Genomic DNA, 23,940 nt, shown 5'->3' with positions numbered 1-23,940 from the left:
TGGTTAAGGTATTGTTATGAGTAGTGTTAAAAGTAGTGATGTAGGTAGTGTTACAAGCCAATCGCAAAGCGCAGCACAGCAACTTGATATTTGTATTGTCGGTGGTGGCCTGTCTGGCTTGCTTATGGCGGTCAGCCTACTCAAACAACCAGCCATCGCTAATCGCTATCAAATTGCCATTATTGAAGCGAATAAGCTCGAACCAAGCCAAGTGAATCAATTTGATGATCGCGTATTAGCACTTTCCCATGGCAGTGTTGAATATCTGCGCTCACTTGGCGTTTGGTCATTAATGGCTGATGATGCCAACCCGATTGAGCATATTCATATTTCTGATCGCGGTCACTATGGCAAGGCACGTATCAAGGCCGAGCAACATCATGTTGAAGCCTTAGGTTATGTGATACCGCTAGCAAGTATCGCAAATGGTTTACTTAGTGCACTTCAAACAGCCGATGAGCATAGCAACCCAATTCAATGGTTTACCGATAGCCAAATTGAACAGCTAAGCATCAAGGCTGAGCATACAGATATCAAGCTATCAGCCAGCGCTCAAGCTGAACCTATTGATATTGAGGCAAAGCTTGTCATCGCCTGTGATGGCGGCCAGTCATTGTGTCGCCAAGCGGCCAATATCGGTACGTCGCAGCAAGATTATGACCAGTGGGCGGTTATCGCTAATGTTTGCCCTGAATTACCGCACAACAACCGCGCGTTTGAACGCTTTACCGAACATGGCCCTATCGCTATGTTGCCAATGACCAATCAACAATGCTCATTGGTGTGGACACTTCCTCCTGAGCAAGCAGAGCAAATGAGCACGCTTGATGACCAAGCATTTTGTTTGGCGCTTGAACAAGCTTTTGGTCATTGGTTGGGGGGCATTCGCACCGCCAGTAAGCGAACTATTTTCCCACTGAGTCTAGTGCAAGCAGAGCGACAAAGTTTTCACCGTATGGCACTGGTGGGTAATGCCTCACACACCATTCACCCAATTGCTGGGCAAGGTTTTAACTTGGGATTACGCGACGTTAAGGTGCTGGCTAACTTGCTCGCGAGCGAATTGTCGAACGAACTGGCGAGTAAAAAGCACGACGCTGGAAGTGCGCCATTGCTTAATCAATATCAAACTTTACGCGCATCAGATCAGCAAGCCATTATCAAGCTAACCGACTCCATGGTAACCTTATTTTCCAATGACATAGCGCCACTTGTTGCCGGTCGTAATGTGGGCTTAAAGGTGATGAATTATTTATCGCCATTACAAAAAGCGTTTGTGAACAAAACTATGGGTTACTAGAGTTTGTGGGTTATTAGCGCTAAGCGCGATTTACAGGAATAAAGAATGCAAAAATACGATTTGCTGATTGTTGGTGGTGGCATGGTGGGGTTAAGCCTTGCCCTTGCGGTTAGAAAGCTGACCGACTTAACCGTTGCCATTGTCGAGCCCAATACGCCGAGTGCGCTGGATTCAGCGCCAGAGCTAAGAGTTAGCGCCATTAACGCAGCAAGCGAGCAGTTTCTGGCCAATATTGGTGCTTGGCATGCGATAACTGAACAGCGTTTACAAGCCTACAGCCATATGCATGTCTGGGATAAAGGCAACATTGGCACGTTAGATTTTGACGTAGCGCAATTCGCAGCTGCTCGTGAACGCGACAATATCGGCCATATCATCGAAAATAAAGTGGTGCGCAATGCGCTGTGGCAACAAGCACAAGCAGACGCCGGTATTAGCTTGCTAACACAAGCGCCATTGCAAAATATTGCCATGGGCGATCATGAAGTGTTTGCCAGTTTCGCCAGTCAAATGCCGGTTATGGCAAAGCTTGTCGTAGGCGCAGACGGCGCAAATTCATGGTTAAGGCAACAACTTGATATGCCGATGGCGTTTCGCGATTACGACAATCACGCACTCGTTGCTACAGTCAATTGCGAATTGGGTCACCAAGACACTGCCTGGCAAGTCTTTTTACCAGAGGGGCCACTGGCTTTTTTACCGCTGTTTAATCAGCAGCAATGCTCTATTGTGTGGTCAACCACGCCTCAAGAAGCCGACCGCTTGCGTGCACTAAATAGTGATGAATTTTCTAAAGCACTGACCGCAGCCGCTGATGGCAAACTCGGGCAAATAAGCTTAGCCAGCGATATCCAAGGCTATCCATTGACCATGCGTTTAGCCCATAAATTTGTCAAGCAAAGAGCTGTACTGGTTGGCGATGCCGCACACACTATTCATCCGCTGGCAGGGCAGGGGGTAAACCTGGGATTGCAAGACGCGGCAAGCTTAGCGCAGCTTATCAGTGAGCATTATCACGGTGACAAGGCTGCTGGCACTCAGCAACATCAAGGACAACAAGCGTCTGACAATGGTGCATGGCATAGCGATAAAATGTTGAATCAATACAACCGCTGGCGCCGCGCAGAGGCGCTTGAAATGGTCACGGCAATGGAAGCCATCAAACAGAGCTTTACGCCACAGCTTGCGCCCGTTAAATTACTGCGCGGTATCGGGATGGGGTTAATCAATCATATTCCGGCGGTCAAACAGCAAATGATTAAACAAGCGATGGGGCTTAGCGGCGACCTGCCAGAGATTTCTCGGTAAGCTATACCAATAGTCCATAATCAACAGTCTAAGTAACTGTTTTTACGTCAGTAAAAAGGCCAGCGATAACAGCTGGCCTTTTTGTCTTTCTAAGACGGCATATTGCCAATCTTAATTCTTGTATACCTCTTCCAATGGTCGGTATTGAATACCGTGGAATAAGCAGAATAGGACAGGCACAACAATTAGCGTAAGAATTGTGGCCACACCTAAACCGAACATGACCACGGCTGCCATCGATTCGAAGAAGGCATCAACCAAGAGTGGCATCATACCTAAAATCGTTGTAATCGCCGCCATAGACACCGGGCGTACACGACTGACCGCTGAATCAAATACTGCTAGGTAAGGCTCTTTGCCAGCGGCAAGTTCGCTATTGATTTGATCAAGTAAGACGATACCATTTTTCAGTAGCATCCCCGATAAGCTCAGCATGCCCAGCAGTGCCATAAAGCCAAACGGTTTATCCAACACCAACAAACCAGTCACGATACCGACTAACGCCAGCGGTACACAAGCCCAAATCACCAGTGGCTTTTTCACCGCATTAAACAGGAATACTGTGATCAAGAACATTAACAAATAGCCCACAGGTAGCGAGGCAAATATCGCTTTTGAAGCGTCTTGCGAGTCTTCGTATTCGCCGCCCCAGTTAATGCTATAGCCTTGTGGCAACTCTACAGCTTCTACTTGTGCCAAGATTCGATTGCGCAGTGAATCAGCCGTTTCATTGGTTTTAAAGTCGGGATCCATCATTACCGTGATCATACGTTTTCTGTCTTTACGCATAATGATCGGGTCTTCCCAGCGCAGTTCCGTGCTAGTAATGACTTGATTAATCGGCACTAACTGGTTGTAGATAGGCGACCAAATTTGAATGGTGGATGCTGATGATGGGCGCTCGTCTTCCGGTGTGCGGGTCACAATGGGGAGTAACGAAGTCCCTTCTTTATACAAACCGACCGTTAACCCCGAAAGGTTCATTTGCAAGGTGTTATCAACGTCTTCTTTCGTGATACCTAAGCGGCGTGCTTGGGTTTCGTTAAACTGAGGTTCAAATACTTTAGTGCGCTCGCGCCAGTTATGGCGAACGTTTACTGTACCACCGGCTTCACGGAAAATACTAATGACTTCCGTTGCCAATGTGCGCAGGGTGTCTGGCTCTGGGCCGGTAATTTCTACTTCAACTTTTGCCGCAGGCGATGGGCCAATTTCTAAGCGCTTAAACTTGTTGAGCAGCTCAGGATAGTTTTGATCGATATAAGCCTGTGCATTCTCCATCGTCGCCAAAACATTATCGAATGAGTCAACACGCACCATTAGCTGCGCATAGGCTGAGTAACTGCGCTCGGTTTCGTAAGTCAACATAAAGCGCTGTGCACCTTGACCTGTGGTCGAGGTCACGTGTTCAACCGCCTCATAGCTCATGACTTGTTGTTCAATTGCTTGTGCAATCTCATAGGTATGGCGAATATCAGTGCCTTCTGGCATCCATAAATCGACCAAGAAAATAGGTGTAGTTGATGGCGGGAAGAAGGCTTGTTTAACCGAGCCAAAAGCAACAATGGATAATGCAAATAAGGCAACAACGGTAATAATGGTTAACGCTTTAAAGCGCATACAAATATTTAAAAACGCTTTGTAGAAAACAAAGATCGCGCCTTTGTACGGGTCATCTTGCTCAGAGCCGTTGTCACCGTCTTTGTTACTGTTGAGGAGTGAAGTTGGTGTTTCTTTAAATAACAAGCTGGCAAAAAATGGTGTTAAGGTCACCGCCGTTATCCAGCTAATAAAGAGCGAAATCAGTAATACCCAGAACAAGCTACCGGCAAACTCACCAGTGGCGTCAGGACTCAGGCCAATCGGCGCAAAGGCAGTAATGGCAATTACAGTAGCGCCTAATAATGGCCAAATAGTTTGTTTAACGATGGCGTTGGCTGCTTGCAGCTTGGTTTGCCCTCGTGCTTGGCCAATCAGTATCCCTTCGACGATAACAATGGCATTATCCACCAGCATACCTAGGGCGATAATCAATGCACCTAGCGATATGCGTTGCAGGTTAATGTCGTACAAGTTCATCACCAAGAAGGTGCCCAGTACAGTCAGCAATAAGATCCAGCCAATTAATAGGCCAGATTTAATGCCCATAAAGACTAATAACACAACGACAACGATAACGACCGCTTCAATGAGGTTCAGCATAAAGGCGGCAACTGAATTATCTACTTCTTTGGGTTGATTGTAGATTTCGCCGACCACCATCCCCGCTGGACGATACTGCTCAAGCTCTGCCATACGCTGCTCAATACGCGTACCGACATCGACCACGTTAACACCCGTCACAAAAGATACGCCGATGTTAATGGCTTGGTTACCGTTATAGTTGATTAAGTTGCGGGGTACTTCTTGGAAACCTTTACTGATAGTTGCCACGTCTCTTAGGTAGATGAGGCGGTCACTGCTCGGGCTTGAAATAATTAAGTCTTCAAGTTGCTTAACCGATTTAAATTCGCCCGTTGGGTGCACATAGATATAATCAGGGCCGCTGCGCATAGCGCCCGCACTCTGCACAATATTTTGCGTTCGTAGCACATTGTAAATCGAGCCCGGCGGTACCCCTAAGTTCGCCAGTTTATTGGCTGAAAGTTCAATAAATACGGTTTCTTGTTGCTCACCGGCAACTTGTACTTTTGACACCCCATCGATAAGCTCAATATCGCGCTTGAGAAAATCGACATAGTCTTTTAAGTCTTGGTAACTAAATCCGTCACCTGTCACTGCCCACATAATGCCGTAAACATCACCAAAATCGTCGATGACTTGCGGTTCATTTACGCCCGGCGGTAATTGGGCTTTAATATCGTTAACCTTACGGCGCAGTTCATCCCAAATCTGTGGCAGTTCATCAGGGCCGTAGGTATTTTTCATACTGACGGTAATTTGTGATAAACCACGGCTGTTAATTGACGTGATTTTGTCAATGTAAGCCAGCGTCATTAGCTGCTTCTCAATCACGTACGACACTTCCTCTTCCACTTGCAGTGGCGAAGCGCCTGGGTATGAAGTGTTGATCAACGCATCTTTAATTGTAAAATCAGGGTCTTCCAGTTGGCCTAAGCCGAAGTAGGCATGAGTGCCGCCAACGAGCAAGATCAGCGTAAACATCCAGCTGATCACTTTGTTCTTAATAAAATATTCAGCGATACTCATCGACTAAGCCTCCTTCTCGGCAACAATAACTTGAGTTCCGGGGCGCAGGTAATGCAGCCCTTTGGTGATCACTTTGTCACCCGGCTTAATATCACCAATGACTTCAACATGCGATTTATCAACCAGTCGGCCAAGGGTCACTTCTACTGGTTCAACTTGGGTGCCGTTAAGGCGCCAAATAATTGAAGTAAAGCTTGATGATGAGTAGCTATCAGGCAGCACCACAGCATGCAGCGGCACCACTGAGTAATAAGCAGAATCGCGTTCAATTTGGGCTAAATCCAAAGAGATACTGCCGGGCATACCTTGAATCACTGGTTTGGCCTGAGTTGATGGCATTTCTAACACTAAAGTAAAGCTGCGGTTTTCTTCATTTTGCTCTGTGGTGTGCTCTTTGTATTCCGCTTTAAAGATTTGGTTAGGGTAAGCATCCAGTTTGACATCAACGGTATGTTGTTGACCGTCGACTTTTTGCTGATCGGCACTGGCAACTAAAATGTCAGGCATGTCGATGCGCACTTCCACCATGTCCAGTTTGTGCATGGTAATAATCGGACGACCGACAGTGGTTGCTTGAAAGCGCTCGATGGCAACGTCAGAAATAATGCCATCAAACGGTGCGCGCAAATACACATAATCTAATTGGCTTTGTGCATAGTTATAACGCGCCAGTGCAATTTCATAACGCGCCAGTAGCTCGTCGTAAGTGCTTTCTGGCATATTGCCGCGATCGACCATTTGTTTCGCACGTGCCGCTTGTACTTTCGAAAGTTCAACTTTTGCTTTCGCTTCACTTACCGCAAGTACCAATAAGGTGTCGTCAAGCTTGGCAAGTAATTCACCTTTTTTAACTTCCATCCCTTCGGTGGCAATTAGCTCGTTGACTTCGCCATTAAGCTGGAAGCTTAACTGGGTTAATTCACTGGCGTGAACTACGGCTGGAAATGTTTGTAGTTTTTCATTGCTGATTTCAGGAATGGTTTCGACACTTACTCTAATCGGTTGCACTTGCGGTGTGGGCGCAGGAGTGCAGCCTGCAATCGTGGCAAGGGCGAATAATACTAGTGCTATTTGCTTGTAGAATTTCATATTATAAACCTCGCTCCTTAATCCACTCAGTTACCGTTTGACCAGCAGTAAGCTCGTTAACTCCAGCAGTGACAATGCGATCGCCATCTAATAAGCCTGATAGCAACTTGCCCTGGTCAGATAACTCAATCGCGACTTTTTCAACTTGGTTGTCAGCGTTCACTCGCCATACATAAACTTGCCCGTTCTCAGTCATCATTGCACTGGCGGGAATTTTTTGGGTTAAGCTGCCTTCACTTAATACCAATTCTGCCTTAGCGGTTGCCGCCATACTTGGGTAAAGGTTCAAGTCGTCCGGGCTTGGCATGGTCATGGTAACGGTGAAGGTGCCTGATTCGGGATCTGCGATGGTTTCAATTTCTTTAATTGACACTGTGTATTGCTGATCTGGTTTCACCGCAAAGCTTACAGTTGGCTGATTTACTTGCAGGTGAGAGCGACGCAAGGCGCCAATTAAGCGCTCGGGCACTTCCATCACCACATCAACAGCATTTTCTGATTGAATTGACATCACAGGTTGTAATGCTTGCACGTATTCATGTGCTTTGAAGTAAGTGGCAGCAACACGGCCGTCATATGGCGCTGAGATATGGGTGTATGAAAGGTCGGTTTTTGCTTGCTCTAGTTCATTTCCGGCAACTTTGAGTGCCGTTTCCGTTTGGTCAAACTGATCTTGTGAAATCAGCTGCTCATCAATAAGGGCTTCTGAGCGCTCGTGTTGCACTTTGGCCAGTTGGTAATCCGCTTGGTGTCCTTCTACCGCAATGCGGTAATCGGTTGGCACTAAGTCAATCAGCGGTTGCCCTTGCTTAACCAATGTGCCGGCGCGAACATGAAATTTGGCAATTTTGCCCGGTACGCGAAACGATAAACTCGCTTGTTTACTGGCTTCAACTTTCGCGGGGAAAGACTGCACCTTAGTGGTCACCAACTCTATGTTCATCATTTGTACCGCTCTAATGGTCGCGGAATAATCAACGCTAGGTGGCTCGGAGCAACTGGTGGCAAGCAGCGCCATCAGCACTACCCCCAGTGCTTTTTTCTTGTTATTAATCATACATTCTCCAGTGATGTCATGCTGGCTAGACTTAACTATGGCACAAAATTACTAATTATCTGCCTTTCAACTTGGTGAGCAGTTAAGCCAAATAAGGCATAACTAAACTTCCCTGCGCGCTATCACAACAAGATGACAAGTGTTGTGATTTGCTCATTTTTTGCTAGGTCTAACAGGTGTCCAATGTTGGCGACAATTGTCTGTTTTTTTTGCGGTTAATGCTGTTAACGATTGTTATCAAAGTGTTAGACAATTGCTGTAAAACGAATTATCACCTATTCATTGCACTAATGCTGATGATGATTGATTTTAATTTTGCTGGTGAAGGCTATGTGAAATAAAATTTGGAATAAGAATGATAAGCTGATTTATGTTTCATAAACGGGCATTAGGTTGTTGAATCAACAAGCGTGCTTGATTATACTTTTCGTTAATTTTTGTAAATCGTTAGCAACTATACAGCGACTAGTCAATGATTAGGCTTGGGGGAGCAACTAAAGCTTCGCACAATAGCCTGCGTATATTGGCTAAAGATTACTATCAACAAGCTCACCGAAACTTCTATAGTTAATGTGATGCAAACCAAGAGTGTGCACTATGACGAATAAAACCGTACTTCACGCCAAGCATATTGAAGCGGGCGCAAAAATGGTCGATTTCCACGGCTGGGACATGCCAATTAACTACGGCTCGCAAATTGAAGAGCATCACGCAGTGCGCCAAGACGCCGGTATGTTCGATGTTTCACACATGACCATTGTTGATATTAAAGGTGACGATGCACAGGCCTTTTTACGTCGTTTAGTGATTAACGATGTTGCGAAACTTGATGTTGCGGGCAAAGCACTTTACACCGGTATGTGTAACCATGAAGGTGGCGTGATTGACGACCTGATCATTTACTACTTCTCAACCACGGATTACCGCTTAGTGGTTAACTCGGCGACGCGTGAAAAAGATTTAGCTTGGCTTGCTGAGCAAGCAAAAAATTTCAGCGTCACCATTACCGAGCGCCCAGAATTCGCCATGATTGCCGTACAAGGCCCAACAGCGAAAGCAAAAGTAGCCACCTTACTTACTGACGAGCAAAAAGCCGCGGTTGCAGATATGAAGCCATTTTTCTCGGCACAAGCGGGTGATTTGTTTATCGCAACCACTGGCTATACCGGTGAAGCTGGCTATGAAATCGCGTTGCCAAATGAGCAAGCGGCAGATTTATGGCAGCAACTACTTGATGTGGGCGTAAAACCTTGTGGTTTAGGTGCGCGCGATACGCTTCGCTTAGAAGCGGGTATGAACTTATACGGTTTAGATATGGACGAGTCAATCTCACCACTAGCGGCAAACATGGCGTGGACGATTAGCTGGGACGACGAAACGCGTGACTTTATCGGTAAAGAAGTAATTGCTGCGCAGCGTGCTGCTGGCGACCAACCTAAGCTTGTGGGTTTAGTGCTAGAAGAGAAAGGCGTATTGCGCTCAGGTTTGAAAGTAATCACTGAACACGGCGAAGGCCCTGAGTTTGAAGGCATAGTCACATCTGGTACTTTCTCGCCAACCTTAGGCCACTCAATCGCCATGGCGCGTGTACCGCGTGCCGTTAAATTAGAAGACACCGTGCAAGTTGAAATGCGCAAGAAGTTGGTGGACGTGAAAGTGATAAAGCCGTCGTTCGCCCGCAATGGCAAAAAGGCGTTTTAAGTCAAATTTGCCATTAAAAGATTAGTTGATCTGTGAACTAATTCCTCTATATTTTTAGGGGGATTATTCACTTCACAAATTACGTTAAATATTAGGAACAAGAAAAATGAGCAACATTCCTTCTGAGTTAAAGTACGCAACATCACACGAGTGGGTGCGTAACGAAGGCAACGGTATTGTGACTATCGGTATTACCGAGCACGCACAAGAATTACTGGGCGATATGGTATTCGTTGAGTTACCAGAAGTAGGCGACAGCGTAAGCACTGGTGACGATGTTGCAGTAGCTGAGTCGGTAAAAGCAGCGTCAGACATTTACGCGCCAGTAACTGGTGAAGTGGTTGAAGTTAACGAAGACCTAGAAGACTCACCTGAGCTAGTAAACTCAGACGCTTACGGTGACGGCTGGATGTTCAAAGTAAAAATTGAAGATGAAAGCGAGTTAGAAAGCCTACTAGACGCAGAAGGCTACGAAAACTCAATTGACGAAGACTAATCGTTAAACCATATATACAAGCCCTGAACCCTGTTCGGGGCTTTCTTTTTTAAATACGTACGCAAATTTTAGTGAAGCTGTTTATGACTACTCAATCCCAAGCACAAGTAACGCTAAGTGATTTAGAACAAACTCAAGATTTTATTCGTCGCCACATTGGTCCTGATGAAGCGCAAACCAAGGCAATGCTTGCCGATATTGGCGCTGAATCGGTAGACGCGCTAATTGACGAAATTGTCCCCAACGATATTCGCCTAGCAGACTTGCCAGCGATTGAAGAAAGCAAAACAGAAGTGAAAGCGCTAGCCGACTTAAAAGCGGTTGCTAGCAAAAACAAAGTGAATACTTCGTACATCGGTTTAGGCTACTACCCAACGCTTACACCCAATGTGATTTTGCGTAACGTATTGGAAAACCCTGGCTGGTATACCGCGTACACGCCATACCAACCAGAAATTGCGCAAGGCCGTTTAGAATCTTTACTTAACTACCAACAAATGTGTTTAGACCTAACCGGTTTAGACTTAGCATCTGCCTCATTGCTTGACGAAGGTACCGCAGCCGCTGAAGCCATGGCATTGGCAAAACGCGTTTCCAAAAATAAAAAATCAAACGCATTCTTTGTTGCTCAAGAAGTGTACCCGCAAACGATTTCCGTCGTAAAAAACCGTGCGGAATTCTTTGGTTTTGACATCATCGTAGCGCCTGCGGCTACTGTCGGTGAGCACGATGTCTTCGGTGCATTACTGCAATACCCAACAGCAACCGGTGAAGTTGTTGATATCCGCCCACTAATTGAAGCGGTGCAAGCGAAAAAAGGTATTGTGGCGGTAGCGGCAGACATTATGAGCTTGGTACTACTCAAAGCACCGGGCGAGTTAGGAGCAGACGTAGTGATTGGCTCAAGCCAACGTTTTGGTGTGCCGATGGGCTACGGTGGTCCACACGCGGCGTTCTTCACGACATCAGACAAGTATAAGCGCTCAATGCCGGGTCGTATTATTGGTGTCTCAAAAGATACGCGTGGCAACCAAGCACTGCGTATGGCAATGCAAACCCGAGAGCAACATATTCGCCGCGAAAAAGCGAACTCAAATATTTGTACTGCACAAGTATTACTTGCCAATATGGCAGCGTTTTACGCGGTTTACCATGGTCCTCAAGGGTTAAAAACCATTGCTAGTCGCATTCACCGTTTAACCGACATTTTATGTTTAGGTACAGCAACTAAAGGCTTGCAAGCAATTCACGTTAATTACTTTGATACCTTAACGTTTAACGTTGAAAACAAAGCTGAGATCGTTGCTCGCGCATTAGCGGCAGACATTAACTTACGTACTGACGTTGACGGTCAAATTTCAGTATCGCTAGATGAAACTACGACACGCGAAGACGTTGCGGTATTGTTTGATGTTCTACTTGGCGAAGGTCATGGATTAGACGTGGCAGCGCTAGACGTGAAAATCGTTGACTGTGGCCACTCGTCAATTCCTGCGGAATTAGTGCGTGAGTCTGACATTCTTACGCACCCAGTATTTAATTCGTACCATAGCGAAACTGAAATGCTTCGCTATATCAAAAAATTAGAAAACAAAGACTTAGCGCTTAACCATTCAATGATTTCGTTAGGCTCTTGTACCATGAAGCTTAACGCGACAGCACAAATGATCCCGGTGTCATGGCCAGAATTTGCCAATATGCACCCATTTGCGCCCGTTGACCAAGCACAAGGCTACGCAGAAATGATCGGCGAACTAGGCGAGTGGTTAGTAGAGTTAACCGGATATGACGATATTTCAATGCAGCCAAACTCAGGCGCACAAGGTGAATACGCAGGTTTAATCGCGATTCACAAATATCACCAAAGTCGCGGCGAAGGACACCGTAATATCTGTTTGATTCCATCATCAGCGCACGGCACTAACCCAGCGTCGGCGCAAATGGTGGGTATGAAGGTGGTTGTGGTTGATTGCGATAAAAACGGTAACGTGGATATGGCCGATCTGAAAGCGAAAGCGGAAGAAATGGCGGAAAACTTATCGTGTATCATGATCACTTACCCGTCAACGCACGGTGTTTACGAAGAAACGGTACGCGAAATTTGTGAAGTGGTTCACGCCAACGGAGGTCAAGTATACCTAGATGGCGCCAATATGAACGCCCAAGTTGGTATTACCTCGCCGGGCTTTATCGGCGCTGACGTTTCGCACTTAAACCTGCACAAAACCTTCGCTATTCCACACGGCGGCGGTGGCCCAGGTATGGGACCAATCGGTGTAAAATCGCACTTGGCACCTTTCTTACCAGATCACCCATTAGTGAGCGTAAAAGAAAGCACGCAAGGTAACGATGCAGTTTCTGCTGCGCCATTTGGCTCAGCGGGTATTTTATGTATTTCTTACTTGTACATCGCCATGTTAGGTAAAAAAGGTGTAACCGATTCAACGAAATACGCCATCACTAACGCTAACTACTTAGCGAAGAAGCTAAGCGAGCACTTCCCAATTCTGTACACTGGTGCAAATGGCCGTGTTGCCCATGAATGTATTGTGGATATGCGCCCGTTAAAAGAAGCGTCTGGCATTACCGAAATGGACGTGGCTAAGCGTTTAATGGACTATGGCTTCCACGCACCAACTATGTCCTTCCCAGTAGCTGGCACGCTAATGATTGAACCAACCGAATCAGAAAGCAAAGTCGAAATCGATCGCTTTATTGAAGCTATGGTGTGCATTCGCGATGAAATCCGCAAAGTCGAGCAGGGCGAATGGACAGTAGAAGACAACCCGCTGCATAACGCACCGCACACACTTGCTGATATCACTGACGCTGGTTGGGATAGAGCCTACACAGTCGCAGAAGCGGTATTCCCAGTGCCAGCGGCAGCAGCTAACAAATTCTGGCCTACAGTTAATCGTATTGATGATGTTTATGGCGATCGCAACTTAGTGTGTTCTTGCCCGAGTGTTGAGAGCTATAAAGAGTAGTTGAATATTGTCGATGTTTAATAAAGTTTGTGAATTGAATTAAATTATTGATTGGTAAGTGCTAAAAGGTGGCTTCAACCACCTTTTGGGCTGAGCCCACAATGCGACACTAGTCTAATAATGCAGTTAATAAATTAATGAGGAGTTATATTGGATAGAAGCGCAGTAGATACCATTAGGGGGTATTGCTATCAGTTTGATAAGTCAATTTTTGAAATTTTATCTCTTAACTGTGATACCGATTCAATTGAGGTTGAAGGGGTTGAAGATGTTGATGTTTCTCAAGGCGGAGAGTTAAGTGCTATTCAGTGCAAATATTATGAAAAGTCATCATATAATCATTCTGTTATAGCCAAACCAATTAGGTTTATGCTTCAGCATTTTTCGAGTAATAGAAATGCAGATGTAACATACTATTTATATGGTCACTATAAAGATGGTCATGAAAAGTTGTCCGACTGCATTTCTGTCGAATTTTTAAAAGAGAAGTTTTTATCTCATACGAAAGATAAAATCCGATATGAAGAACACGTTGAATTAGGATTGTCAGATGATGATTTGAAGAGTTTTATTGATAGATTAAAACTTGATATCAATGCCAAAAGCTTTGATGAGCAAAATGAAAGTGTTATCAAGAAAATAGTTGAAATATTTAATTGTACTAAAGAAGAGGCGTCGCATTACTACTACAATTCAGCCTTTTCTGTCATTGCAAAATTAGCATGTGATCAACAAAACCGTGTTATAACAAAGGCAGAATTTCTCCGCAAAATAGATAACAAAAAAGCATTGTTCAACTCTTGGTTATATAAGTTTAGAGGACGTACTGAATACCTTAAAAAAATAAAGTCAGACCTTTTTCCTCGATCTCTTAACACGCAAGCATACGATCGGTTTTTCATGATAGATGTCAGTAGTGCCAGTAATATCGCAGAAATAAAAGAGTGTATTTATACAATCCAGAAAAATTGGGCAAGTCTTTCTAAAAGAAGTCCTACTCCATACTCACCCTATATCTATCTCTATAATCAGGAGCAGTGTTTTCTGCACTCTATAAAAAAAGAGTTGTATAACGAAGGGTTAAATTTCGTTGATGGATATAACTATTATGGGAGTGATTTTTGTGTAGAAACGCTCAGTCGAGCAAAATCGGATATAGATATTAAATTTCAATATATAGAAACTGAACAGGATCTTGTACAAGCTGTAAATTCAGCGAAATCTAGGGTTGAGCTTTATCAGTTCTTTACCAAAGACAATGAGTTATCTATTAAGTTTGATGCAGGGATAAAAAACACAAAGCTTCAAGTTTTTGAGTTTTCAGATATAAGTGATTTAGTCTAATGTCTAGTAATGCAGAAGTTAATGCAGAAGTAATATCAGTTAGCCCCAATAAGGTTAAGGTTTCAGTAGATAAGCTCGAGGAGTTTAAAATTGCTGAAGAAAAATTAAAGGTTGGTTCTTACCTTCGAATATCAGATAACGATGAAGTAGCACTACTTGCAATTATTGAAAATTTTTCAATCGTCGCAGATGAAAATGGAGGCGACCCCAACTACGTTATAGACGCCAGTCCCATAGGTCTAGTTAAGGATGGGAAGTTTTATAGAGGAGGTGATTCTCTTGCGTTACCACCCAAAAAAGTAGAGCCTGCGAAGTTAGAAGATATAAAAACTATTTATGAAAGTAGCGTAACGGAGAATGAGAGGTTTACTTTTTCTTCATTATCCTTAAATAGTGATATTTTAGTGCCTGTAAATGGTAACCGATTTTTCAATAAACATATTGCTATCGTGGGCTCTAGTGGTTCTGGAAAGTCGCATACGGTGGCTAAAATCCTTCAAAAAGCGACAGAAGTTAAAAGTAAAGAATATGATGGATTAAATAACTCTCATATTGCAATTTTTGATATTCACTCAGAGTATAGCTCTGCTTTTCCATCAGCAAATTTGTTGGGGGTAGAGCAATTAATACTTCCTTATTGGTTGTTAAATAGTGAAGAGTTGGAAGAGTTATTCTTAGATACAGACGCTAATGATCACAACCAGAGAAATGTGTTTAGAGAGGCTATTGTTTTAAATAAAAAACATAATTTTTCTGGTGATCCTAGTGCGAAAGAGCGGGTTCATTATGATTCTCCTCTATATTTCGATATTGAAGAAGTCTTGAACTATATAAAAAATCGAAACAATGAAAAAAAAGACAAAGAAAACAATATAAACTGGGTTGACGGAGATGAATTCGTATTTGGTGAAGAGACTGCTCATCGCTTGTTTAAAGGAGAGCTTATTCCCAAAGGAACTTCTGCCACAGGTACTTTAAACGGTAAGTTGATTAATTTTATTAATCGATTAGAAAATAAAATATATGATAAACGCTTAGATTTTTTGGTGGGAACTAAAACTAAAGGTGTCACATTTGAAGATACTATACAGTCTATAACTGGTTACAAAGATGTTTCTAGAGCAAATGTTACTATTTTCGATGTTAGTGGAATTCCATTTGAAGTTTTAAGTATATGTGTATCTCTAATTTCAAGGCTTATATTTGAAGTTGGGTATTACAACAGAAAATTTAGGCAAAAAGTAGGGAAAGAGCAGAATGCTCCAATACTGGTAGTATATGAAGAGGCACACAAATATGCGCCTAAAAGTGGATTAAGCAAATATAGAGCCTCTAAAGAAGCAATAGAAAGAATTGCAAAAGAAGGAAGAAAGTATGGTGTAACTCTTCTATTGGCAAGTCAGAGGCCATCAGAGATTTCTGAAACAATCTTTTCTCAATGTAGTAGCTTTATTTCCATGAGGCTAACAAATAAAGATGATCAGAATTTTGTTAAACGTTTGTTACCCGACACTGTTGGCGATATCACCAATATATTACCTTCCTTGACAGAAGGTGAGGCATTACTCATAGGGGAAGCCGTTTCTGTACCGTCTCTCATTAAAGTGGATAAGTGTGACTTACCACCGTCTTCAACTGATATTAAGTATCTTGATGAGTGGCGCGATGAGTGGAAAGATGTTGCCTTTGAATCTCTGATAAAGACATGGGGCGCATAGCATAATAGCAGTTTCCAGTTTATTTGACTGTTATAGTAGTGAAAAAGCGAACCAGTTGGTTCGCTTTTTGTATTCAGATAGAAACCTTAGTGTGTTTAAAGGTTACTTATTGGCTTCAATCAAGATGTTTGTGACTAACAAATATGCAAGCCAGCAAACATCTCATTAGTGAATATTTAGCTACCTAATGCGACCCTGTAACACATTTTGTGTAACTGCCAGTTTTAAATAACATCTTTTAATCGGTCTTCGAATTCGATCATAAATCGATTTAAGGCCGATTTCCAATTTCTTATCGACCCTGTAACACATTTTGTGTAACTGCCAGTTTTAAATAACATCTTTTAATCGGTCTTCGAATTCGATCATAAATCGATTTAAGGCCGATTTCCAATTTCTTATCGGCATCGTCCATTTTTTAGATGCCTGCTCAATAGCTAAGTAAACCACCTTTTTCGCCGAATCGTCATGTGGGAACAGCTTACGTTTCTTAATGGCTTTACGTATAACTGAGTTCAGCGATTCAATAGCGTTGGTGGTGTAAATAGCTTTTCTGATATCTTCAGGGTAATTGAAGATGGTACTAACGTTTTGCCAGTTATTTCGCCATGAGCGAGAGATATTGGGATATTTACTGTCCCAGCGTTGCTCAAACTGCTCTAAGGCCATTAAGGCTTCATCTTCAGTTACCGATTGGTATATGCGCTTTAAATCAGCCGTGATGGCTTTGTAGTCTTTCCACGGCACAAACTTCAATGAATTACGCACCATATGAACAATACAAAGCTGAATTTGTGTGTCAGGATAAACGGTATTAATTGCATCAGGGAAACCTTTAAGGCCATCGACACAGGCGATAAGGATATCTTTGACGCCACGGTTTTGAAGCTCCGTTAATACGTTAAGCCAGAACTTCGCGCCTTCGTTTTCTGATATCCACATACCTAGAAGTTCTTTATGGCCTTCGATATTCACGCCTAAGGCTAAGTAAATGGCTTTGTTGATGACTTGCTTATCTTGGCGTATTTTTACAACCAAGCAGTCGAGATAGACGATTGGGTAAACAGCATCAAGCGGCCTGGCTTGCCACTCGACGACTTGAGCGATAACCGCATCAGTCACACGAGAAATCAGTGTTGGTGAAACATCTGCATCGTACATTTCCTTGAATGTGGACACGATTTCACGAGTCGTCATGCCTTTGGAATACAGATATAAAATCTTGTCATCCATTGACGTAAAGCGGGTTTGATTCTTTTTAACCAGTTGAGGCTCAAAACTAGAATCTCTATCACGAGGTGTATCTAAATCAATCTCGCCATCTTCTGTTCGTATAGTTTTGGGCGAATAGCCATTGCGTGAATTATCGTTGATGGATTGCTCATGACGAACATAACCAAGGTGTTCATCCAGCTCCGCATTAAGCGCAGCTTCAACCGTTACCTTGGTAAGCATTTTACGAAAGTTCGTTAAATCTGCTTCCGTTTTGATGGATTTAGCCGCTTGCTTGGCAAAGACTTCAAGTTCTTTCTTGTTCATAACTACCTATCCTAAACCCTATATGGGTATTAATAATAGGCAGTTACACAGATTTAGTTACAGAGTCCCTAATGCTGCACTTTAAAGTGCGAAAGCTCGGTTTTTTGTGCTTCTGACAGCTGCGAAAGCTCTGTAGAGGCTTGCAGGGTTTGGTTTACGGCCGAAACATTTTGCTGCACTAAGTCAAACGCTTGTGTGGTCGTGCGCGAAATATCTTGTGTGACACTTTGCTGCTCTTGTGAGGCAGTTGCCACTAAGGTATTTACCTCTGAAATAGATTCAACCGCTGTTGAGATATCTTCAAACGCCACTTTGATTTGGTCTGCTAGTACTACCGATTTTGCGATCAGCTCAACATTTTGTTCCATATTTTGGCTAGCTTTTTGTGATTGGGATTGCAGCTTTTCAATCAGGTTTTGAATGCTCACTGTTGATTCTTGTGTTTTTGACGCTAAGTTTCGCACTTCGTCGGCAACTACCGCAAAGCCTCGCCCGTGTTCGCCTGCGCGAGCAGCCTCAATAGCAGCATTAAGCGCCAGTAGGTTCGTTTGCTCGGAAATACTGTTAATAACATCGGTAACGCTGCCAATTTCTACGGCGAAGTCTTGCAGTTCTTGGGTTAACTGTGCTGATTCCGCAACCGATGCGTCAATATTACTGGATAAGATAATATTTTCTTCCAGTGTCGCTTTACCCGTTGCCACATTGGCTTGTGCCTCGTTAGCTCGCTCTTCGGCAATAATGGCTTTGTCACTTACTTCGTTAGAGGTGCACGAAAGCTCATGAATGGCTGTCGATATTTGTTCGACCTGCGTCATTTCTTGCTGTGCATTGGTTAAGGTATGCCCCATTACCGCATTTAGTTCTTGTGATGCTGAGGCCACATTTTCAGAGATTGCGTGCGAGTTTCTGATCAAATCAGAGAGTTGGTTAGATAAATTCACAAGCGATAGGTAAATACCCGTTTCCTTACCTGTTTGCTCAAGTGTTTGGGTAAAGTCGCCCGAAGCCATTTTTGCCATTAGCGATTCAATCTCAGCAGGCGCACCACCCACAGGCGTTAGTACGAGTTTTTGCAGCAAGACCTGTAGTACAACAACAGCAATCACTAAGCATACTAAGCCAATGATTAAGTCAACAATGAGTTGCGAGTCTGCCTTTTCTGAAATGGCGCTGTCTTTAACAAAAGAAACAAAAGACCAGTTGTTAACCTCTAGCGTTGTCCAAAATGCGGTGAAATCGGTGTCATCACCAGCGACATTAGCAGAGTATGAGAGTATCGGGTTTTGTTGATCAAACTGCCGATAAAGCGGGCGCTCGGTAAAAATATTTTTGCCTAGAAATTCGGAGTAGGGCGCAACTAAAATAGTGCCTTGCTCTGTGTACATAAACATTGTTTTGGAATCAGCAAGCGAGCCTAATACTGCGTCCAGCTTAATGTTAGAAAGAATCGCAAATGAGCGATTAATTCTATGCGCCATACCAAGTACTTGCTCCCCCGATACCGCAGAGTTAAAAGGCGCAGAAATATAGAATTCTTGCCCCTGTTCAAAAATAGCGCGGTAATATTCTCGGCTAAGTTGCTTTACGTTAAAGCTTTGTAATTCACCTTTTGTGTCGTAGATATCACCATTATCCCTAAACAGATAAATACCATCGCTAATATCGCGTTGGATATTTTCAATGGTGGCTAATTGCGAGGTAAGGTTGGCTGATAGGGTGTTCGATAACACGTCACTATCGGTTAAGTTGACTGCAGCAATCGTGTCTTTATAGGCGCTAAACTTTTCTATCAGTACCGATTCAATATTGGCATTTTGCTCTTTTAAGATTGCTCTATTGAGGGTAACGCTCTCGTTTTTGAATGCGCTGTAACTGAGAGCCACCAATAGCGCAATAATCGCGATAATGATGACACCTAATGAGCCGATTAAGTGCAATTTAAATTTTTGCATAACTATCCTGAGTTATTGTGTTGTCTGTTGTAAATAAATGAGCTTGTATTAAGTAGTAATGCTTCTTTCTAGGGTGACTTGCATTCTATTTAACTGAACTGCTTAGCTGCACAGCTGGTGCAATTCACGCGCTAAGTAAAGAGCGCTAGCCATTCCAGTATTAAAGAAACGCTACTAAATAAATTAATTATAGTATGTGAGGATAAGTCAGTAGGTATGTGACGCGACAACAGAGGTCATCAACCTAAGTTAGTACAGTACACCCCATAGATACCTTAGTGATTCACCGCTAGAACAGTTATTTCAACCTGTTATGCCTTATTTCCCCAAAAAAAGCGGTGAAATTGTAACCGATTAGTTGTAAACAGAGTGTAGATTAATGTTATTTATTGACCAGTTTGTGCTTGATTTAGCTCCGCTTTACTTTGCTTGGTTTCACTTGGTCTCGTGGAGATAAAGCGGTCAGGAGAGTCTCGTTAAATGTTATAAAAAAGTGGCCAATATTCATTGACCACTCAGCACACTTAACCTTCGACAATACAATATGCATTGAGCTTATTGCCATCTAAATCACGGAAGTAACCCGCGTAAAAGCCTTGATTAGCGTCTTCTGGCCTAAAGCCCGGTTTGCCCTCACAGGTGCCGCCTAGCGCTAGTGCTTTTTGATAGAAAGCGTCAACTTCTTGAGGCGTTTTCAGTTCTAGCGCAACCATAGTGCCATTGCCAACACTTGCCGGATTCTTATCAAATGGCAGCGTTACGGCTAAGCCACTGCCATCTTGGGTTTGTGACCATGCAATAAAATAGTTGGGCTCTTCCATAAAACGGTTCGCGCCAATGGTAGCAAGTAATTCATCGTAGTAGGCGCCAGATTTGTTTAAGTCTGCCGTGCCTAAGGTGACATAACCAATCATTGTTGTTCTCCTTATTCAATGACTTCGAACTGATTATAGGTATTGACTACTGACATCTAGTGTCAGTAGTGTTTAAGTACTCTTACCAAGTCACAAAGTAGACGGCGAAATAGCGATGCGCAAGGCAGAAAGGCTCAATGAAATTGTTCATTATCTCAGGCGAATGCACCATGCCGTAACGGCAGAAACGCTTGCGGAGCATTTTGAGGTCAGCGCTCGCACCTTGTATCGCGATATTCAAGACTTACAAGGTGCAGGAATCCCCATACTTGGCGAAGCGGGCGTCGGGTATGTGATTGATAAAACCTATCACCTCTCGCCAATCATGTTTGATGCGAAAGAAATCGAAGCGATAGCATTAGGAATCGGTATGGTCAGTAACTGGACTGATGAAAAATTTGCCGAAAAAGCGCAAAGTGCCTTTCAAAAAATACAAGCGACGTTATCAGCCCCGATGCTCAATGAACTCGCGCAGATCGCCACGTTTTCCGCACCTAGTCACTATAAAATTCCATGGGACGTTGATTTTACTGAACTCAGGGAGTGTATCAGGCGCAAGCAGTTTGTTCGCTTTGACTACCTCGATCTCAATGAATCCCCAACACAGCGCACCGTTAGGCCACTCGCGCTAACGTCATTTAGCCCAGTTTGGCTGTTAACTGCGTGGTGTGAATTACGGCAGGATTTTCGCAATTTTCGCATTGATAGAATCTCTGAATTTACGCCACTTGATAAGCATTTTCGCGATGAGAAAGACAAGAGCTTTCAAACGTATTTGGCGAACACTGTCCATAAGTAGCTGCTCAACAAAGGCCAATGTTCATCGTGAGTATTTGCCGTTCCATTTTCAACGATAAACACCTAGATAATGCGCACAAGCTGATGGAATGCAAAACGGACAGCTTTTTCCAATGTCAGTCAATACGTGAGCATTTTGGTTGGCTAAAATACTCAGTGATTACCTTGTTATTGTTGACATGAGTGCAGCTGTTTACCTTGTGTAATTGGCGATAAGTGCAATCATATGATAGTTTTTAACTGTATCAATTGATTGGAGGCGCCATGTTGCTATTTACGCCTAAGCCTGATGAAGTGCCTACATTTTGGGACAGTGTCGGCATTCCCGCTCGTGGTATTGAACTTTACACTGCATTGAATGACGGCCTGCCATTTGAAGTTTATGGCCGCATTGCCAAGCATACCAAACTGGATAAAAAAGAAATTGCCAGCGCCCTTCATTTGGCGCCTGCAACTGTTGCTCGGCGAGCTAAATCCGGATATTTCAGTCGTGAAGAAGGCGATAGGTTATACCGCCTGGCTGCTGTACTGAATGCCGCAAACGAGTTATTTGAGCATGATATGGCAGCGGCAGTTGACTGGTTAAAACACCCTGCCAGAGGACTTGGCAACAAAAAGCCGATAGAAATGTTACGGACAACCGCAGAAAGCGAAGCGATATTAGATTTAATCGGACGATTAGAGCATGGTGTCGTGGTGTGAACGAACTTCCAATTTATCGCATTATCAAAAAAAAGTGGGTCGAAAATGCTTTCGACGGCGAAGGGGCAAGGCGCTTTGGCGGACGTTGGAATAGCAAAGGTCAGGGATGTGTATACGTTGCTAGCAGTGAGTCATTGGCACTGCTCGAACTGCTTGTCCATTTCCACGCTAAAACGGTGTTAAGCAACTATGCAGTGATTAAATCCTACCTAGACAAAGAGCACGTGATGACGCTTGGTGTGCTCCCTGAAAACTGGCGCTCAGAGCCTGCACCACCACAAACTGCACGGGTCGGTGATCAGTGGCTTGCAAGCGAACAAAGTCTAGCGCTTATGGTACCGAGTGTCATTGTGCTTAGAGAGTTCAACTATCTGCTCAACCCTGCTCACCCAGCGATGCAGAGCATTATCGACAGCGCACAAACACTTAATTTGAGTATCGATCCAAGGCTAGTTGAAACTAAAACTAGTCGCTAACCCTCTTCATCAACCGCTTTAAACTTATCTGAAACAGCACTTGTGGCAGTTTCTATTGCCGATACCTTAACCTCAAGGTTTTGCATTTTATTCACTGCGTGAATAGCGCCAGCTTGGGCTGATTGCGTGCCGCTTACCGACACCATCTTTACGGCCTGATCAGGTACTTCTTGAGGGGAAGCAACTGGCGCTTGCTGTTTGCTACTGTGCTGTTTACTCGCGTGCTGTTTACTAGCGTTCACTGCATCCAGAATGTCACGTCCCGACATCCCTTCGTACGTATCGCTTGGGGCAAACATTAATGCATGTTGGATAACCGCGAGATCTTGCTCAGTAAAATATTTTCGCAGCAAGTGTAGTGCGTGCTCTTCACTTTCAAGTTTAGCGATGTCGTCAAGGTTGTTGGGCATTAACTGAACTAAAAAATCTTTGATGTCTGCTAGTGCGATTTCGGCCATTTGTGGGGTCATCTTGCTCACCTGTAATCATCGAACTTTTTACAAAAGTCGATTATGCCTTGTTCAGTATAGGAGAAATAGCCGCCATCGTTGCTACCACGGGTTAAGGCGACATGTTTGGGGAGTGGTGTCATCAAGCACTTCTTGCCATAAAAGTTGATCAGCCCTTGCTGATTTGTTGGATCGGCATGAAGCCACATTTTTCCGTCATACCCGCGTTGAAAACTCAACACAATCGCCGAGTCTAACGCCATTTGCGTCAGCAGACCCGGTGGCTCAATATTGAGCGACTGAAAATAGCTGGCTGGCGGCGCGCTCACATACCAAGTATAAACCGCTGGCTCTTTAGTATGCGGGTAGTTGTAACTTTGCGCCAGAATCAGTAATGCACAGGTAATATCGGGCCCTTGAGCCGGTGAAATGGCTAGGCGCTTTATCGCTGGCTCCTGCCCCAAAGTTTTACCAAGCACCCATGACTGTCGCCATTTTTTCTGCCATACCCAGCCTTTATCTGCGCGAATAGGCTCAGCTTCAACAAACGGTTGGATCTTGTCATCCCAGTCTTTGATATCTGCCTTGGTGGCATCGCAAAAAACTAAGGGATGTCGAAAGGTTTGACGTGTCGGGGCCTGTATGACGAACGAAGGGGAATTCATATCCTTGAACAATCGAGCGCTTTTTATTTGAGTTATTACTATACATTAGACGTTTAAATACATTTTGCCTACATTTTGAGCAGCCATCTCTAGCATTCGCTTCTAGCGCCTGTTTCTAACACTTGTCTATCGCAGCTTGCTCCAGTACTTTTCTTTACTAATCGGGCATTGGCATTCAACAGCAAACTCGCTATAGTGCCAAGCACTGAAAAATCACGTAAAAATGCGCACC

The 23,940-nt window shown here is 43.9% G+C and carries 18 protein-coding genes; 10 read left to right on the top strand and 8 right to left on the bottom strand.

Features of this window, described 5'->3' with window-relative positions; all coding sequences use genetic code 11:
• The first annotated feature begins 16 nt into the window (after positions 1-16).
• Together ubiH and DXX93_RS15175 are read left to right on the top strand one after the other, a co-directional pair.
• A complete protein-coding gene (gene ubiH / locus DXX93_RS15180) occupies positions 17-1,300 on the top strand; it encodes a 2-octaprenyl-6-methoxyphenyl hydroxylase (RefSeq protein WP_116008835.1) in 1,284 nt (427 codons plus the stop codon).
• 45 nt (positions 1,301-1,345) lie between these two features.
• On the top strand, positions 1,346-2,608 hold the full coding sequence (locus tag DXX93_RS15175; RefSeq protein ID WP_116008834.1) for an FAD-dependent monooxygenase: 1,263 nt from the start codon (positions 1,346-1,348) through the stop codon (positions 2,606-2,608).
• Positions 2,609-2,719: 111 nt separating this feature from the next.
• Here the strand turns inward: DXX93_RS15175 and DXX93_RS15170 are convergent, their stop codons facing one another.
• Genes DXX93_RS15170 through DXX93_RS15160 form a run of 3 tightly spaced genes read right to left on the bottom strand, consistent with a single transcriptional unit; the run spans position 2,720 to position 7,964 of the window.
• Positions 2,720-5,818, bottom strand: a complete 3,099-nt coding sequence (locus DXX93_RS15170; protein ID WP_116008833.1) for an efflux RND transporter permease subunit — start codon at positions 5,816-5,818, stop codon at positions 2,720-2,722.
• Positions 5,819-5,821: 3 nt separating this feature from the next.
• The gene (locus tag DXX93_RS15165; protein WP_116008832.1) at positions 5,822-6,907 is read right to left on the bottom strand and encodes an efflux RND transporter periplasmic adaptor subunit; all 1,086 of its coding nucleotides are present in this window, start codon (positions 6,905-6,907) and stop codon (positions 5,822-5,824) included.
• Position 6,908: 1 nt separating this feature from the next.
• Entirely contained in the window at positions 6,909-7,964 is a 1,056-nt protein-coding gene (locus DXX93_RS15160; protein WP_116008831.1) for an efflux RND transporter periplasmic adaptor subunit, read from the bottom strand.
• Positions 7,965-8,561: 597 nt separating this feature from the next.
• On the opposite strand from DXX93_RS15160, the gene gcvT reads away from it, so the two are divergent.
• From gcvT to herA, 5 genes are all read left to right on the top strand, one after another.
• Positions 8,562-9,665, top strand: coding sequence for a glycine cleavage system aminomethyltransferase GcvT (gcvT, locus tag DXX93_RS15155; RefSeq protein ID WP_116008830.1), 1,104 nt, complete (start codon positions 8,562-8,564; stop codon positions 9,663-9,665).
• A 106-nt stretch (positions 9,666-9,771) separates the two neighbouring features.
• A complete protein-coding gene (gene gcvH / locus DXX93_RS15150) occupies positions 9,772-10,161 on the top strand; it encodes a glycine cleavage system protein GcvH (protein WP_116000968.1) in 390 nt (129 codons plus the stop codon).
• Positions 10,162-10,244: 83 nt separating this feature from the next.
• On the top strand, positions 10,245-13,148 hold the full coding sequence (gcvP, locus tag DXX93_RS15145; protein ID WP_116009993.1) for an aminomethyl-transferring glycine dehydrogenase: 2,904 nt from the start codon (positions 10,245-10,247) through the stop codon (positions 13,146-13,148).
• Between the two features lie 150 nt (positions 13,149-13,298).
• Entirely contained in the window at positions 13,299-14,492 is a 1,194-nt protein-coding gene (locus tag DXX93_RS15140; RefSeq protein ID WP_116008829.1) for a DUF4297 family anti-phage-associated protein, read from the top strand.
• The gene (herA, locus tag DXX93_RS15135) at positions 14,492-16,210 is read left to right on the top strand and encodes an anti-phage-associated helicase HerA (RefSeq protein ID WP_116008828.1); all 1,719 of its coding nucleotides are present in this window, start codon (positions 14,492-14,494) and stop codon (positions 16,208-16,210) included. The genes DXX93_RS15140 and herA overlap by 1 nt, the downstream gene beginning before the upstream one ends.
• Positions 16,211-16,540: 330 nt before the next feature.
• Here the strand turns inward: herA and DXX93_RS15130 are convergent, their stop codons facing one another.
• From DXX93_RS15130 to DXX93_RS15120, 3 genes are all read right to left on the bottom strand, one after another.
• Positions 16,541-17,749 (bottom strand): IS256 family transposase, encoded by a 1,209-nt coding sequence (locus DXX93_RS15130; protein WP_116007348.1) that lies wholly within the window; start codon positions 17,747-17,749, stop codon positions 16,541-16,543.
• A 68-nt stretch (positions 17,750-17,817) separates the two neighbouring features.
• Positions 17,818-19,704 (bottom strand): methyl-accepting chemotaxis protein, encoded by a 1,887-nt coding sequence (locus DXX93_RS15125; protein WP_116008827.1) that lies wholly within the window; start codon positions 19,702-19,704, stop codon positions 17,818-17,820.
• A gap of 524 nt (positions 19,705-20,228) precedes the next feature.
• Positions 20,229-20,618: a VOC family protein gene (locus DXX93_RS15120; protein WP_116008826.1), complete on the bottom strand. Its 390-nt coding sequence runs from the start codon at positions 20,616-20,618 to the stop codon at positions 20,229-20,231.
• 115 nt (positions 20,619-20,733) lie between these two features.
• Between DXX93_RS15120 and DXX93_RS15115 the strand changes: the two genes are divergently transcribed.
• The 3 genes from DXX93_RS15115 (at position 20,734) to DXX93_RS15105 (ending at position 22,594) form a co-directional block, all read left to right on the top strand.
• Complete coding sequence (locus tag DXX93_RS15115) at positions 20,734-21,417, top strand: helix-turn-helix transcriptional regulator (RefSeq protein WP_116008825.1); 684 nt, start codon at positions 20,734-20,736, stop codon at positions 21,415-21,417.
• 263 nt (positions 21,418-21,680) lie between these two features.
• On the top strand, positions 21,681-22,118 hold the full coding sequence (gene parS, locus DXX93_RS15110) for a type II RES/Xre toxin-antitoxin system antitoxin (RefSeq protein ID WP_116008824.1): 438 nt from the start codon (positions 21,681-21,683) through the stop codon (positions 22,116-22,118).
• Positions 22,115-22,594, top strand: coding sequence for an RES family NAD+ phosphorylase (locus tag DXX93_RS15105; RefSeq protein ID WP_116008823.1), 480 nt, complete (start codon positions 22,115-22,117; stop codon positions 22,592-22,594). The genes parS and DXX93_RS15105 overlap by 4 nt, the downstream gene beginning before the upstream one ends.
• On the opposite strand, the gene DXX93_RS15100 is transcribed toward DXX93_RS15105, so the two are convergent.
• Positions 22,591-23,064, bottom strand: a complete 474-nt coding sequence (locus DXX93_RS15100) for a hypothetical protein (RefSeq protein ID WP_116008822.1) — start codon at positions 23,062-23,064, stop codon at positions 22,591-22,593. The two genes, DXX93_RS15105 and DXX93_RS15100, sit on opposite strands and share 4 nt — an antisense overlap.
• 5 nt (positions 23,065-23,069) lie before the next feature.
• Positions 23,070-23,708: a hypothetical protein gene (locus DXX93_RS15095; RefSeq protein ID WP_116008821.1), complete on the bottom strand. Its 639-nt coding sequence runs from the start codon at positions 23,706-23,708 to the stop codon at positions 23,070-23,072.
• Positions 23,709-23,940 lie beyond the last annotated feature (232 nt).

Source organism: Thalassotalea euphylliae (genome assembly GCF_003390335.1).
In the GTDB taxonomy this organism is placed as follows: domain Bacteria; phylum Pseudomonadota; class Gammaproteobacteria; order Enterobacterales; family Alteromonadaceae; genus Thalassotalea_F; species Thalassotalea_F euphylliae_B.
The sequence above is the reverse complement of the archived record's forward strand: the minus strand, read 5'-3'. Positions and strand labels throughout refer to the sequence as shown.